General features: G+C 72.9%; 13 protein-coding genes. 9 read left to right on the top strand and 4 right to left on the bottom strand.

Translation table 11 applies throughout. From position 1 onward, the window contains the following. Positions 1-15: 15 nt before the first annotated feature. From miaB to ABZ135_RS03760, 3 genes are read left to right on the top strand one after another with little or no spacing between them, the layout of a single operon-like run. Complete coding sequence (miaB, locus tag ABZ135_RS03770; protein WP_356691485.1) at positions 16-1521, top strand: tRNA (N6-isopentenyl adenosine(37)-C2)-methylthiotransferase MiaB; 1506 nt, start codon at positions 16-18, stop codon at positions 1519-1521. Positions 1522-1561: 40 nt separating this feature from the next. Next, on the top strand, positions 1562-1900 hold the full coding sequence (locus tag ABZ135_RS03765) for a hypothetical protein (protein ID WP_356691391.1): 339 nt from the start codon (positions 1562-1564) through the stop codon (positions 1898-1900). A gap of 22 nt (positions 1901-1922) precedes the next feature. Next, positions 1923-2630 (top strand): class III extradiol dioxygenase subunit B-like domain-containing protein, encoded by a 708-nt coding sequence (locus ABZ135_RS03760; protein ID WP_356691389.1) that lies wholly within the window; start codon positions 1923-1925, stop codon positions 2628-2630. Between the two features lie 77 nt (positions 2631-2707). Here ABZ135_RS03760 and ABZ135_RS03755 read toward each other — a convergent pair whose 3' ends face one another. Next, positions 2708-3013: an antitoxin gene (locus ABZ135_RS03755; RefSeq protein WP_356691387.1), complete on the bottom strand. Its 306-nt coding sequence runs from the start codon at positions 3011-3013 to the stop codon at positions 2708-2710. A 76-nt stretch (positions 3014-3089) separates the two neighbouring features. Continuing rightward, positions 3090-3410 carry a hypothetical protein gene (locus ABZ135_RS03750; RefSeq protein ID WP_356691385.1) on the bottom strand — a complete coding sequence of 107 codons (321 nt, stop codon included), beginning with the start codon at positions 3408-3410 and terminating at the stop codon, positions 3090-3092. 113 nt (positions 3411-3523) lie between these two features. Here ABZ135_RS03750 and miaA point away from each other — a divergent pair, with 113 nt between their 5' ends. The 6 genes from miaA (at position 3524) to hflX (ending at position 11717) form a co-directional block, all read left to right on the top strand. After that, positions 3524-4462, top strand: coding sequence for a tRNA (adenosine(37)-N6)-dimethylallyltransferase MiaA (gene miaA, locus ABZ135_RS03745; RefSeq protein WP_356691383.1), 939 nt, complete (start codon positions 3524-3526; stop codon positions 4460-4462). Positions 4463-4570: 108 nt separating this feature from the next. After that, positions 4571-5035 (top strand): hypothetical protein, encoded by a 465-nt coding sequence (locus ABZ135_RS03740; protein ID WP_356691483.1) that lies wholly within the window; start codon positions 4571-4573, stop codon positions 5033-5035. A 120-nt stretch (positions 5036-5155) separates the two neighbouring features. Continuing rightward, on the top strand, positions 5156-6022 hold the full coding sequence (gene dapF / locus ABZ135_RS03735) for a diaminopimelate epimerase (RefSeq protein WP_356691481.1): 867 nt from the start codon (positions 5156-5158) through the stop codon (positions 6020-6022). Positions 6023-6236: 214 nt separating this feature from the next. Next, positions 6237-8393 (top strand): HD domain-containing protein, encoded by a 2157-nt coding sequence (locus ABZ135_RS03730; RefSeq protein WP_356691382.1) that lies wholly within the window; start codon positions 6237-6239, stop codon positions 8391-8393. A 198-nt stretch (positions 8394-8591) separates the two neighbouring features. Further along, positions 8592-10088 (top strand): M1 family metallopeptidase, encoded by a 1497-nt coding sequence (locus ABZ135_RS03725; protein WP_356691381.1) that lies wholly within the window; start codon positions 8592-8594, stop codon positions 10086-10088. Between the two features lie 135 nt (positions 10089-10223). Further along, complete coding sequence (hflX, locus tag ABZ135_RS03720; RefSeq protein WP_356691380.1) at positions 10224-11717, top strand: GTPase HflX; 1494 nt, start codon at positions 10224-10226, stop codon at positions 11715-11717. An 87-nt stretch (positions 11718-11804) separates the two neighbouring features. Here hflX and ABZ135_RS03715 read toward each other — a convergent pair whose 3' ends face one another. Both ABZ135_RS03715 and ABZ135_RS03710 read right to left on the bottom strand, forming a co-directional pair. After that, on the bottom strand, positions 11805-12980 hold the full coding sequence (locus tag ABZ135_RS03715) for a hypothetical protein (RefSeq protein ID WP_356691379.1): 1176 nt from the start codon (positions 12978-12980) through the stop codon (positions 11805-11807). Positions 12981-13137: 157 nt separating this feature from the next. Further along, positions 13138-14319 carry a hypothetical protein gene (locus ABZ135_RS03710; protein WP_356691377.1) on the bottom strand — a complete coding sequence of 394 codons (1182 nt, stop codon included), beginning with the start codon at positions 14317-14319 and terminating at the stop codon, positions 13138-13140. Between the last annotated feature and the right edge of the window lie 410 nt (positions 14320-14729).

The raw sequence follows: 14729 nt of genomic DNA, 5'->3' as shown, positions 1-14729 counted from the left end.
GACGGGACCGGAGCCGTGGCCGAGCAGGACGTCGTGACGCGAACCTACGAAGTGCGCACCTACGGGTGCCAGATGAACGTCCACGATTCCGAGCGGCTCTCCGGCCTCCTGGAGGACGCGGGCTATGTGCGGGCGCCCGAGGGCGCCGACGGCGACGCCGACGTCGTGGTCTTCAACACCTGCGCGGTCCGTGAGAACGCCGACAACAAGCTGTACGGGAACCTCGGCCACCTCGCGCCGAAGAAGGCGGCCAGGCCCGGCATGCAGATCGCCGTCGGCGGCTGCCTGGCCCAGAAGGACCGCGACACCATCGTCAAGCGGGCCCCCTGGGTCGACGTGGTCTTCGGCACGCACAACATCGGCAAGCTGCCGGTCCTCCTGGAGCGCGCCCGCGTCCAGGAGGAGGCCCAGGTCGAGATCGCGGAGTCCCTGGAGGCATTCCCGTCGACCCTGCCGACCCGCCGCGAGTCCGCGTACGCCGCGTGGGTCTCCATCTCCGTCGGCTGCAACAACACCTGCACCTTCTGCATCGTCCCGGCGCTGCGCGGCAAGGAGGAGGACCGCCGCCCCGGCGACATCCTCGCCGAGATCGAGGCACTGGTCGCCGAGGGCGTCTCCGAGATCACCCTGCTCGGCCAGAACGTCAACGCCTACGGCTCCGACCTGGGCGACCGCGAGGCGTTCAGCAAGCTGCTGCGCGCCTGCGGCGAGATCGAGGGCCTGGAGCGGGTCCGCTTCACCTCCCCGCACCCGCGCGACTTCACCGACGACGTCATCGCCGCCATGGCCGAGACGCCGAACGTGATGCCGCAGCTCCACATGCCGCTGCAGTCCGGTTCGGACACGATCCTGAAGGCGATGCGCCGCTCGTACCGGCAGGAGCGTTTCCTCGGGATCATCGAGAAGGTGCGCGCGGCCATCCCGCACGCCGCCATCTCCACCGACATCATCGTGGGCTTCCCCGGCGAGACCGAGGAGGACTTCGAGCAGACCCTGCACGTCGTGCGCGAGGCCCGCTTCGCGAACGCCTTCACCTTCCAGTACTCCAAGCGCCCCGGCACCCCGGCGGCCACCATGGAGGGGCAGATCCCCAAGGCGGTCGTGCAGGCGCGTTACGAGCGCCTGGTCGCCCTCCAGGAGGAGATCTCCTGGGAGGAGAACAGGAAGCAGGTCGGCCGCACCCTGGAGGTCATGGTCGCCGAGGGCGAGGGCCGCAAGGACGGCGAGACGCACCGCCTGTCCGGCCGCGCCCCCGACAACCGGCTCGTCCACTTCACCAAGCCCGACGAGGACGTCCGGCCCGGCGACGTGGTCACCGTCGAGATCACCTACGCCGCCCCGCATCACCTGCTCGCCGAGGGCCCCACCACCTCCGTGCGCCGCACCCGCGCGGGCGACGCCTGGGAGAAGCGCACCGCCGCGGCGGCCGCGAAGCCGGCCGGCGTGCTGCTCGGACTGCCGAAGATCGGCGTCCCCGAGCCGCTGCCGGTGGCGGACGCGCCGGCCTGCGGCAGCCACTGACGGAAAGCCGCTGAGCGAGCAGGATGAACGGGGGGAACAGATGGGGACGTGGGCCGTCATAGCCCAGTACGGGTCCGGGGAGAACTACCGGACCCGGGTCGTCGATGAGGTGACCGGCACGCGGGAGCAGGCGCGGGACGCGCTGTGGAAGGCCGCCCTCACGTTTCGGCAACCGGTGCGTGAGAAGCGCCGCCGGGTGTACCGGCTCGGCACGGGCGACAGCTATCTCGTACGGGTCAGCGGCCTGATGTCCGAGACGGACAGCGTCCTTTCCCTGGCCGAACTGGTCCACGACTCCACCGACCCCGCCGCGGGCGCCCCCGGCCCCTCCGCCGGGACCACCGACGCCGCCGCCCCGGAGGACCCGCCGGTCGCGTAGGAGGCGCAGTAGGCTGCGGATCATGCTTGTCGCCGCAGCCGTCTGCCCCTGCCCCCCGCTGCTCGTGCCCGCCGTCGCGGCCGGTGCGGCCGCCGAGCTCGCCGACGCGCGTACGGCCTGTTCCGACGCGCTCGCGGTGCTGGCCGCCTCCCGGCCCGACCGGCTCGTCGTCGTCGGCCCGGCGGGAGAGGGCGCGCAAGGGGTCCATCCGGCCGGGACGGCCGGTTCCTTCGCCGGGTTCGGCGTCGACCTGACCGTACGGCTCGGCAGCGGCCCCGGCGGCGACCGGCCGCTGCCCGCCTCCCTCGCCGTGGCCGCCTGGCTCCTGGAGCACACGCGGTGGGCCGACGCGCCCGTCGAGGGCCTCGGGGTCGACGAGTCCCTGGAGCCCGCCCGCTGCGCCGCGACCGGCCGGGAGCTCGCCGCGTCGGCGGAGCGGGTCGCCCTGCTCGTGATGGGGGACGGCAGCGCCTGCCGGACCGTGAAGGCACCCGGCTATCTGGACGAGCGCGCCGAGGGCTTCGACGCCGAGGCCGCCCGCGCCCTCGGCGCGGCGGACACGGCGGCGCTGCTCGCCCTGGACCCCGGCCTGGCGCAGGAGCTGAAGGCGGCGGGCCGGGCGCCCTGGCAGGTGCTCGCGGGCGCTGCGGAGGGGGCCGGCCTGGAGGGCCGGCTGCTGTACGAGGACGCCCCGTACGGCGTCGGCTACCTCGTCGCCGCCTGGAGCTGAGACGGCGGACGGCCGCGGAGCAACACGCTCCGCGGCCGTCCGCCGTTCGCCCATCCCCAGTCCGGACCGGACGTCGGTCAGGCGGCCGGCGGCGCCGGGGGAGACGGCGGTGAAGCCGGGGGCGGCGAGGCGGGAGGCGGTGAGGCCGGGGGAGGCGGCGGGGGCGTGCCCTCGTCCTTGTGGGCCAGCCGCTCGATGGCGCCCTTGGCCTTGCCGGTGCCGGACTCGATCTTGTCGCTGTACTTGCCCTTGGTCTTCTCGTCGACCATCCGCGCGGCCTTCTCCAGGCCGTGCTCCACCTTGTCCCCGTGCTCCTTGGCGAGGTCGGAGACCTTCTCCTTGGCGGGGCCGAGCTTGGCCTTCAGTGAATCCAGGAGACCCATGGGGTCACCATCCCTCCGACGGACCTCGGGGCCCGTTCCGTTCCGTGACCGGACGCTTCCGTGCCTGTGGTCGTGCCTATGCGCGGGCGCCTTCGCCGGCCTCGTTGTCCGCGGCCTCCTCCGCCGACTGCTGCTTCGGAATCTCCACGGCCTCGGCCTTCACCGCCGTGTCGGCGGCCCCGGCGACCTCGGTGGTCCCGGCTGCGTCGGCGGCGGTGGCGGTCCCGGCGGCCTCGGTGGCTTCGGGGAGAGACCCCGACTCCGAGACCTCCACCGCCTCCGCCTCCGGAGCGGCCGACGCGTCCGCCGCACCGGCCGGAGCCTCCGTCTCCTCCGTCACGGCCGTCGTCTCGACGGTTTCCTTGCTCTTCCGGCGAAACAATGCGAAAACGCCCATATCTGCTCCCTAGCGTACTCAGGGTCGGAATTCCGCAACAGGCAACGAAGTCGGGCGAGGGCCGTCACGTAGCTCATTCGGGGACGCGCCGTGAGGTTTGCGAGACTGGGGAAGTGAGAAGTGCAGCTCCCGCCCCGCGGGTCATCGCCGTCGTCGGTCCCACAGCGGCCGGAAAGTCCGATCTGGGTGTTTTTCTCGCCCAGGAGCTGGGTGGCGAGGTCGTCAACGCCGACTCGATGCAGCTCTACCGAGGGATGGACATCGGCACCGCCAAACTGACGATGGAGGAGCGCGGCGGCGTCCCGCACCACCTCCTCGACATCTGGGACGTGACCGAGGCCGCCAGCGTCGCCGAGTACCAGCGCCTCGCCCGCGCCGAGATCGACCGGCTGCTCGCCGAGGGCCGCACCCCGATCCTCGTCGGCGGCTCCGGCCTGTACGTACGGGGCGCCATCGACGCGCTGGACTTCCCCGGCACCGACCCGGAGGTCCGGGCCCGCCTGGAGGCCGAGCTGGAGGAGCGCGGCTCCGGCGTCCTGCACGCCCGGCTCGCCGCCGCCGACCCCGAGGCCGCGCGCGCGATCCTGCCCAGCAACGGCCGGCGCATCGTCCGGGCCCTGGAGGTCATCGAGATCACCGGCAAGCCGTTCACGGCCAACCTCCCCGGTCACGACTCCGTCTACGACACGGTCCAGATCGGCGTCGACGTCGCGCGCCCCGAGCTCGACGAGCGCATCGCCACGCGCGTGGACCGCATGTGGGAGGCCGGCCTCGTCGACGAGGTCCGCGCCCTGGAGGCGCGCGGCCTGCGCGAGGGGCGCACGGCCGCCCGCGCGCTCGGCTACCAGCAGGTGCTCGCGGCGCTCGCGGGGGAGTGCGACGAGGACGAGGCGCGCGCCGAGACGGTGCGCGCCACCAAGCGCTTCGCGCGCCGTCAGGACTCCTGGTTCCGGCGCGATCCCCGGGTCCACTGGCTCAGCGGCGCCGCCGCGGACCGCGGGGAACTCCCGCGGCGGGCCCTCACGTTGGTCGAACGAGCGGTTACAGCCTGATCACGTGATGGCATCGGGACGTCATGCCCGTCATTCCGGGGGTCGGTGGCGTGCCATCATCGAGCATCGATCGACCAAGTGGAGTCCGAGTTGGGAGGGCGCGTGGCGATGGAGGCCGGCCCTCGCGACACAGAGCAGCAAGCCGCCGTCCGGGGCGAAAGCCCCGGTGAGGCGCCCGGACTGACGCCGGACGGCCCCGACGAGGCCGAGGGCAGCGCCGTCGAGGTGGACGCGGCGGAGGTCGAGGTGGAACTGCGCCCGCAGCGCCGCCTGCGGATCTGGCAGCTCGCCCCGATCGTCGGGCTCGCCGCCGTCGGGTCCCTGATGTTCGCCTTCCCGCTCGCCTTCGGCTCCGGCGACGGCGGTGCCGTCCTCGCCATGCTGGGCCTGCTGATCAGCTCCTGCGCGGCCGGCTGGGGCATGATGGCCGCCCGCCGGGTCGGCCACACCTGGCCCGGCCTGCCCGCCCGCGGCTCCGGCGAGCGCCCGGACTGGCGCGTCCTCGCCCTGTACGTGTCGGTCAGTGCCCTCCTGGTCGCCCTCGCGGTCTGGCGCGTGGCCCGCCTGCGCTGAGCCGCCGCGCCCCGGCGGTGCCTCTGCGGTGCGGGTGTCATGCCCGGCCCCGTACCGCTCCCCGGACCGTCGGGCCCGCTGTCGTACCCGACCCGTAGAGTTGATCCCGTGACCGACGCGCTGACCTCGCCCCTCGCCTTCCTCAAGGGCCACGGCACGGAGAACGACTTCGTCATCCTCCCCGACGCCGACAACGCCCTCGACCTGCCTCCCGCCCTCGTGGCCCGGCTGTGTGACCGCAGGGCCGGCATCGGGGGCGACGGCGTGCTGCACGTGGTGCGCAGCGCGGCGCACCCGGAGGCGCGGGGCATGGCCGACGAGGCCGAGTGGTTCATGGACTACCGCAACGCGGACGGCTCCGTCGCCGAGATGTGCGGCAACGGTGTCCGCGTCTTCGCCCGCTACCTCCAGCACGCCGGGCACGTCACGGCCGGTGAGGTGGCCGTCGCCACCCGCGGCGGGATCAAGCGCGTCCACCTGGACAAGGACGGCGCGGTCACCGTCCGCATGGGGCGTGCCGTGCTCCCCGAGGACGGCGTCACCGTCACCGTCGACGGCCGTAGCTGGCCCGCCCGCAACGTGAACATGGGCAACCCGCACGCGGTCGCCTTCGTCGACGACCTCGCCCACGCGGGCACCCTGCACGACGAGCCGCCGTACGAGCCGGCCGAGGTCTACCCGAGCGGCGTCAACATCGAGTTCGTCGTCGACCGCGGGCCCCGCCACGTCGCCATGCGCGTCCACGAGCGCGGAGCCTCCGAGACCCGCTCCTGCGGTACGGGCGCCTGCGCCGTCGCCGTCGCCACCGCCCGCCGGGACGGCGTCGACCCCGCCGAGACCGGCACCCCCGTCACGTACACCGTCGACGTCCTCGGCGGCACGCTCGTCATCACCGAGCATCCCGACGGCGAGATCGAGATGACCGGCCCCGCCGTGATCGTCGCCGAGGGCACCGTCGAGCCGTCCTGGCTCGCGCCCTCCGCCTGAGGCACCACCCCTCCGCGCTCCCTCCCTTCGCGTCCGGCCTCCCGCGCCCCGGATGCGAAACGGGCGACGACCGATCCGTCCCTCGAATGGGTGATCCGGTTCACGCTCGGCGAGAGCGCGACTGCGCCACGTGGTGGGGTCGGTAGCATCAAGCACCGGCCCACCGGGCACGCCTGCCCGGTCCCGCCGGTCGACGCCGCCGGAGGTGCCCCCCATGAGCGCAGAGGCCACCGATCCCGTGAGCGAGGCCGGGGCCACCGGCCCCGACGCTCCCGGCCGCAGACGAGGCCGCCCGAGGATCGACCTCCGCAGGCTCGGCCGTGCCGCCCTGCTCGGCGCGACCGCCGGGCCCGCCGTCCGCGACCGGCTGCCCGACGCCATCGGGCACGTCGCCGAGGCCCACCGCGCCCACCACCCCGACGCCGACCTGGCCGTGCTGCGCCGCGCGTACGTGCTCGCCGAGTCCTCGCACCGCGGCCAGTTCCGCAAGAGCGGCGAGCCGTACATCACCCATCCGCTCGCCGTCACCCTGATCCTCGCCGAACTCGGCGCCGAGACCACGACCCTGACCGCCTCCCTGCTCCACGACACCGTCGAGGACACCGAGGTGACGCTCGACCAGGTCCGGCGGGAGTTCGGCGACGAGGTCGCCTATCTCGTCGACGGCGTCACCAAGCTGGAGAAGGTCGACTACGGCGCGGCGGCCGAGCCCGAGACCTTCCGCAAGATGCTCGTCGCCACCGGCAACGACGTCCGCGTCATGTCGATCAAACTCGCCGACCGCCTGCACAACATGCGCACCCTCGGCGTGATGCGCCCCGAGAAACAGGCCCGCATCGCCAAGGTCACCCGGGACGTCCTCATCCCGCTCGCCGAGCGCCTCGGCGTCCAGGCCCTCAAGACCGAGCTGGAGGACCTCGTCTTCGCCATCCTCCACCCCGAGGAGTACGAGGCGACCCGCGCGGTCATCGCCGGCAACCCCGGCGCGGCCGACGCCCTCGCCGCCATCGCCGAACAGGTCTCCGCCGTGCTGCGCGAGGCGGGCATCGGCGCCGAAGTGCTCGTCCGGCCGCGGCACTTCGTCTCCGTCCACCGGGTCCGCCTCAAGCGCGGCGAACTGCGCGGCAGCGACTTCGGGCGGCTGCTCGTCCTGGTCGCGGAGGACGCCGACTGCTACGCCGTCCTCGGCGAACTGCACACCTGCTTCACGCCGGTGATCTCCGAGTTCAAGGACTTCATCGCGGCCCCCAAGTTCAACCTGTACCAGTCGCTGCACACCGCCGTCGCCGCGCCCGACGGCGCCGTCGCCGAAGTCCTCATCCGCACCCACCGGATGCACAAGGTCGCCGAGGCCGGCGTGGTCGCCCTCGGCAACCCGTACAGCGGCCCGGAGACGGGCGCGGGGGAGTGCGTCGAGGACGGCGAGCGCGCCGACCCCACCCGGCCGGGCTGGCTGTCCCGGCTGCTCGACTGGCAGCAGTCCGCCCCCGACCCCGACACCTTCTGGACCTCGCTGCGCGCCGACCTCGCGCAGGACCAGGAGATCACCGTCTTCCGCACCGACGGCGGCGGCCCCGGCGCGATCAGCCTGCCCGCCGGCGCCACCTGCGTCGACGCCGCCTACGCCCAGCACGGCGAGGCCGCCCACGGCTGTCTCGGCGCGCGGGTCAACGGCCGGCTCACCCCCCTCGGCACCGTGCTCCAGGACGGCGACACCGTCCAGTTGCTGCTGGCCCCGGACGCCACCTCGGGGCCGTCGCCGGAGTGGCTCGACCACGCCAGGACCCCCGCCGCGCGGATCGCCATCACCGGCTGGCTCCAGGCCCATCCGGAGGCCGCCAAGGCCCCCGCGGCGGCTCCCCGGCCGCCCGCCGCCGTCACGGCCGACCGGCGCTCCGGGGCCAGGCTGCGCGTCGAGCTGCCCGGCCCGGACGACGCCGAGCCGCCCGCCGTACGCCCGGCAGGCTGCTGCACCCCCGTACCCCCCGACGAGATCACCGGCTTCGTCGTCCGCGGCGGCTCCGTCACCGTCCACCGCACCGGCTGCGCCTCCGCCGACACCATGAAACGGCTCGGCCGGACACCCGTCACCGTCCACTGGGGCGACACCGCCGCCTGCCGGGTCACCCTGGTCGCCGAATCCTTCGGCCGGCCCCGGCTCCTCGCCGACCTCACCGAGGCCATCGCCACCGAGGGCGCCGCTGTCGTCTCCGCCACCGTCGAACCCCCCAGCGAGCAGCGGGTCCGCCACACCTACACCCTGCAACTCCCCGACGCGGCCCGGCTCCCCGCCCTGATGAAGGCGATGCGGGACGTGCCGGGCGTGTACGACGTGCGCCGCGCCCGGCACCAGGCCGCGCCGGAGGGCTGAAATCGGATCCAGGATCCAGGATCCGATCTCCAGAATCCGAGCTCCTGGAGATCGGACGGTGGCGATCGGATGGTGGAGCCCGGGTACGGGATATCGGATGTTGGATATTGGATCCACGATCCGGCGCCCGTGCCCCCTTCGAGTGGCGGGCGCGCGCGCCGCCCCGGGAAGCGGCCACCGCCCTGGTAGCCGTAGCCCATGCCGCTCCCCTCCCGTACGCGGGCCCTGCGCTCCGCCGTCCTCGTCGCCCTCTCCGCCGGTCTCGTCGCCGCCGCCCTGCCCGCGCCCACGCCGCTGGGCATCGGGGATCCGCTCTTCCCCCACCTGGGCAACCCCGGCTACGACGTCCTGACCTACGACATCGACCTCACCTACTCCGGCCGCAACACCACCCCGCTCGACGGCGTCACCCGGATCCAGGCGCTGGCCACCGGCGACCTGGAGCGGATCAACCTCGACTTCACGCACGGCACCGTCTCCGCCGTCGCGGTGGAGGGCGAGCCGGCCGAGTGGACGAGCACCGGCGAGGACCTGGTGATCACCCCCGCCCGGCCGGTGGACCGGGGCGAGAACGTCGAGATCGCCGTCACCCACACCAGCGACCCCACCGGCCCCGCCACCTCCGGCGGCTGGGTCCGCACCGGCGACGGCCTCGTCATGGCCAACCAGGCGGACGCCGCCCACCGCGTCTTCCCCTCCAACGACCACCCCTCCGACAAGGCGTTCTTCACCTTCCGGATCACCGCGCCCAGCGCCCTCACGGCCGTGGCCAACGGTCTGGCCGAGGAGCCCGACCGGAACGGCGCGACCACCACCTGGACCTACCGCACCGCGCACCCCATGGCGACCGAGCTCGCGCAGGTGTCCATCGGGAAGTCCACCGTCGTGCGCCGCGAGGGCCCCGGCGGCCTGCCCGTCCGCGACGTCGTCCGCACCGCCGACCGGGAGCTCCTGGAACCCTGGCTCCGGCGCACCCCCGGACACCTGGAGTGGATGGAGGCCCACGTCGGCCCGTACCCCTTCGAGAACTACGGGGTGCTGATCGCCGACGCCGAGACCGGCTTCGAGCTGGAGACCCAGACCCTCTCCCTCTTCGAGCGCCGTCTGTTCACCGGGCCCGGCTACCCGGAGTGGTTCGTCGACTCCGTCATGGTCCACGAGCTCGCCCACCAGTGGTTCGGCGACAGCGTCTCGCCGCGCACCTGGTCCGACCTCTGGCTCAACGAGGGCCACGCCACCTGGTACGAGGCGCTGTACGCGGAGGAGAACGGCGGGCCCACCCTGGAACGCCGTATGAAGGCCGCGTACGCCGCCTCCGACGGATGGCGGGCGGCCGGCGGGCCGCCCGCCGCGCCCAGGCCGCCGGCGCCCGGCCAGAAGATCAGCCTCTTCCGGCCCGTGGTCTACGACGGCAGCGCCCTGGTGCTGTACGCCCTGCGCCACGAGATCGGCGCCGAGGCGTTCCGGCGCCTGGAGCGCCGCTGGGTGGCCGACCACCGGGACGGCACGGCCACGACCGCCGACTTCACCGCCCTCGCGTCCGAGGTCTCCGGGCGGGACCTGACCCGGTTCTTCGCCGACTGGCTGTACGCGGCGAAGACCCCGCCCATGCCCGGGCACCCCGACTGGCGCAGCCGGGCGCCGGAGCGGGCCGCGGAGCGGGCCTCGGGGGCGGCGAGCGCGTCGGCGCGGTGAAACCCGGGTGACGCGGGCCGCGGCGGCGTGCCACCATCTTCAGGTCGGCGGCGCTGCCGGGCGGCCCCGGGAATTCTTTCCGGGCAGCACGCGTTGTGACTGCCGTAACGGACTTTTCTTCGACGTAAGGATCAAATGACCTCCTCTTCTTCCCCTTCCCAGGACAAGCAGAGCTTCGCGGAGACGAGCCGCACCGAGAGCCTTCGGGCCGATGCCCTGATGGAAGAGGACGTCGCCTGGAGCCACGAGATCGACGGAGAGCGGGACGGCGACCAGTTCGACCGCTCCGAGCGCGCGGCTCTGCGCCGTGTCGCGGGCCTCTCCACCGAGCTCGAGGACGTCACCGAGGTCGAGTACCGCCAGTTGCGCCTGGAGCGCGTCGTGCTGGTCGGTGTGTGGACCTCGGGGACGGTGCAGGACGCGGAGAACTCCCTCGCGGAGCTCGCGGCCCTCGCCGAGACGGCGGGTGCCCTCGTGCTCGACGGTGTCATCCAGCGCCGCGACAAGCCGGACCCGGCCACCTTCATCGGCTCGGGCAAGGCACAGGAGCTTCGGGACATCGTGCTCGAGTCCGGTGCCGACACCGTCGTCTGCGACGGCGAGCTCAGCCCCGGCCAGCTCATCGCCCTCGAAGACGTCGTCAAGGTGAAGGTGGTCGACCGGACCGCCCTCATCCTCGACATCTTCGCCCAGCACGCCAAGTCCCGAGAGGGCAAGGCGCAGGTCGCGCTCGCGCAGATGCAGTACATGCTGCCGCGACTGCGCGGCTGGGGTCAGTCGCTCTCCCGGCAGATGGGTGGCGGCGGCGGTGGCGGGATGGCCACCCGTGGTCCCGGTGAGACCAAGATCGAGACGGACCGGCGCCGGATCCGCGAGAAGATGGCGAAGATGCGCCGGGAGATCGCGGAGATGAAGACCGGCCGCGACATCAAGCGGCAGGAGCGGCGCCGTCACAAGGTGCCGTCGGTCGCCATCGCCGGCTACACCAACGCCGGCAAGTCGTCCCTGCTCAACCGCCTCACCGGCGCGGGCGTGCTGGTGGAGAACGCGCTGTTCGCCACCCTCGACCCGACCGTCCGGCGGGCCGAGACGCCCACCGGCCGGGTCTACACCCTGGCCGACACCGTCGGCTTCGTCCGGCACCTGCCCCACCACCTGGTCGAGGCGTTCCGCTCCACCATGGAGGAGGTCGGCGACTCCGACCTCATCCTGCACGTGGTCGACGGCTCGCACCCGGCCCCGGAGGAGCAGCTCGCCGCGGTCCGCGAGGTGATCCGGGACGTCGGCGCGCTGGACGTGCCGGAGATCGTCGTGATCAACAAGGCGGACGCGGCCGACCCGCTGGTGCTCCAGCGGCTGCTGCGGGTCGAGAAGCACTCCATCGCGGTCTCCGCCCGCTCGGGCGAGGGCATCGAGGAGCTGCTGGCGCTGATCGACGCCGAGCTGCCGCGGCCGCAGGTCGAGATCGAGGTCCTCGTGCCGTACACGCAGGGCGGTCTCGTCTCCCGGGTGCACGCCGAGGGCGAGCTCCTCTCCGAGGAGCACACCCCGGAGGGCACGCTGCTCAAGGCGCGGGTGCACGAGGAGCTGGCGGCGCTGCTCGCGCCGTTCGTTCCGGCCGCGCACTGACGCCACCGACACACAAGGCGCCGGCCGCCTCCCGAGAGGGAGACGGCCGGCGCTTCGTGCGTGTGCGGGGTGTGCGGTGCGTCCGGGTCAGCGGGCGAACTTCTTGCTGACCATCTCGTGGGCCGCCTTGGCGCCCTTGCCCAACTGCGGTCCGGCCAGCCAGCCGTTGCGGCCGGCGGGACCGATCGAGGTGTTCGACACCAGCGCCGTCTTGCCGTTCGGCAGGACGCGGAACCAGCCGCCGCCGGACGATCCGCCGGTCATGGTGCAGCCGATCCGGTACATGGTCGGCGTGGCCGGAGCCGTGGTGTACCGGGTGGCGCGGTCCAGGCACTTGTGCATGATCACGCCGTTGTACGGCGGGCCGGCCGGGTAGCCCCAGGCGCCGACGGTGCCGACCTGCGCGGGAGCCGGAGCGGAGAAGTCCATCGGCAGGGCCACGCCCACCGTCTCCTCGAGCGACTTGCGGCCCTTCTGCGGCTGGACGTGCAGGACGGCGTAGTCGTACGGCCATGCCTGGTTGGTGCCGCCGCTCTTGATCCACTCACCGGAGGTCACGGCCCAGTCGGCCCAGTACTGGCCGTACGGGTAGACCTCGTGCGGCTGCGCGTTGCGCAGGGCGGAGGGAGACTTGCCCTTGTCGTTGAAGGCGGGGACGAAGGTGATGTTGCGGTACCAGCCGCCCTTCTTGCCCGCGTGGACGCAGTGGCCCGCGGTCCACACCAGGTTGGACTTTCCGGGCCGGCGCGGGTCCTTGACGATGGTGCCGGAGCAGACCATGTGGCCCTGCGGCGAGTCGAAGAAGATCTTGCCGACCGGCGCCGCGTTGCGGTGGTACGGCGTCTTCTCGCGCTGCGCCGTCACCGGCCGCGGCACCGGGTCGCTGCCGCCGTAGGTCGCCTGGGTCTCGACGGTCGGGTCGGGGCTCTTCGCGGACTGCATCCGCTCGGTGTCCCAGAGGCCGTCGATCACCGGGTTGACGAAGTCCTCGGCCTCACGGAGCCAGGTGTCCTGGTCCCAGTTCTTCCACTCGCCGTTCTTCCACTTGTCGATGTCGACGCCGTGCTTCTTCAGCTTGTCGGCGAGGTCGGTGGGAAGCTCCGGACCACCGGCGCCCTCGGCCGGGCTCGCGGTGGCGGTGGCGGTGGTGTCGGCGGGCTTGTCCGCCGCCGGGGTCTCCGTCGGGCCGCAGGCCGTGGCGGTCAGCGCTATCGCGAGCGCCGCCGCCACGCCGCCGGCGGGCAGGAGTCGTATGGAACGCATGAAGTGGTGTCCCCCTGGGGTATTCGTCGCGTCCGGCCCGGCCGGCTACGGCCGCCACGGGCATGGTTTTGCCATGGACGCGTCACTAGCGGTTGCACAGTATGCCCGGACGGGCCGGGCGGGACCGCACCGGTCCCGCCCGACCCCCGCGCGTGTCCTACTGGTCGGCGTACTTTTTGCTCACGCCGTCATAGAGCGCCTTGGCCTCGGCGCCCAGGCGCGGACCGGCCAGCCAGCCCGCCGACACCGGCCCGATCGAGGTGTTCGACACCAGCGCCGGCTTGCCGTCCTTGCCCGTGGCCACCCAGCCACCGCCGGACGAACCGCCGGTCATGGTGCAGCCGATCCGGTACATCGTCGGCTGCTCCGCCTTCACCGAGAGACGGCCCGGCTTGTCCGCGCACTGGAACATCTTCTGGCCGTCGAAGGGCTTGCCCGCCGGGTAGCCGGTCGCCGTGATGCTCGCGATCTTCGGGACCGCAGGGGCGTTGAAGTCCACCGGCAGCGCCGCGCCGACCGTCTCCTCCAGCGACTTGCCCGTGCTGCCCTTCTCCGGGGTCACGTGCAGCACCGCGTAGTCGTACGGAGCGCCCTTGCCGCCGGTCTGGCCGCCCTGGTCGATCCACTGCTGGGAGGTCTGCGCCCAGTCGCTCCACCACACGCCGTACGGAGCGATCTCCTCGCGGGTCGCGCTCTCCAGCGCGGACGTCGGCTTGCCGCTGTCGTTGTACGACGGGACGAAGGCGATGTTGCGGTACCAGCCGCCCTTCTTGCCCGCGTGCACGCAGTGCCCGGCCGTCCACACCATGTTGGACTTGCCCGGGCGCGCCGGGTCCTGCACGACCGTCGCCGAGCAGACCATCGAACCCTCGGGCCCGTCGAAGAACACCTTGCCGGAGGCCGGCTCCGACGCGTGGTAGGGCGGCTGCACGGCCTTCGCCCGCACCGGGTCCGGCGTCGGGTCGGTCACGCCCTTGTCACCCGAGATGTCCTCCTCCTCGACCGGCTTGTCCGGACGCTCGGCGTCCCGCATCCGGTCCGGGTCCCAGAGGTCCTCGATGATCGGGTTGACGAAGTCCTTGGCCTCACGCAGCCACTTGTCCCGGTCCCAGTTCTTCCACTCGCCGCCCCGCCACCTGTCGACGTCGATCCCGTGTTCCTTCAGACGCTCCTTCAGGTCCGGCGGAATCGTGATCTTGCCGCCCGAGGACGGGGTCGCGGAGGCGGTGGGCTGCTTGTCACCCCCCGCGTTGTCCTCGGTCGGACCGCAGGCAGTCGCCGTCAGCGTCAGCGCCGCGACGGCGGACGCTGCGGCCAGCAGCGGACGAATCGATCGCATCTCGTGATCCCCCTGGGACTACGTCAACTTGTGCATCAGTGAACAGCGGCGGCGCGGAAGCCCGCGTCGCACGAAGCCCCACTATGCCGGTGACGGAGGGGACGGTACGCGGCAGGGCCGCGGTTCCGGCACCGCTCCGGTCGTTGCCGTGCCGTGATCCGGGACACGCCAAGGATCTTGACCGCCGCCCGTGATCCCCGGCAGACGCCGTCGTTGGTACGTGCGGGGGACGCAACGGCAGCCTTCAGGGCCCTCCTCGGGGCGGCCCTGCAACGTACCGATGTGCAACGCAACCGTTACAGCGGGAGGACACCGAGCCGTGGCCGTGACCGAACCAGCTCCGGCCGTACCACCGGCCGCGCGGACCTGTGAGGAACCCCGCACGGCCGCCGAGCGCCACGCCCACGAGG

It is taken from the genome of Streptomyces sp. NPDC006339, from assembly GCF_040612775.1.
GTDB lineage: Bacteria > Actinomycetota > Actinomycetes > Streptomycetales > Streptomycetaceae > Streptomyces.
This window is presented reverse-complemented; position numbering and strand designations above follow the sequence as displayed.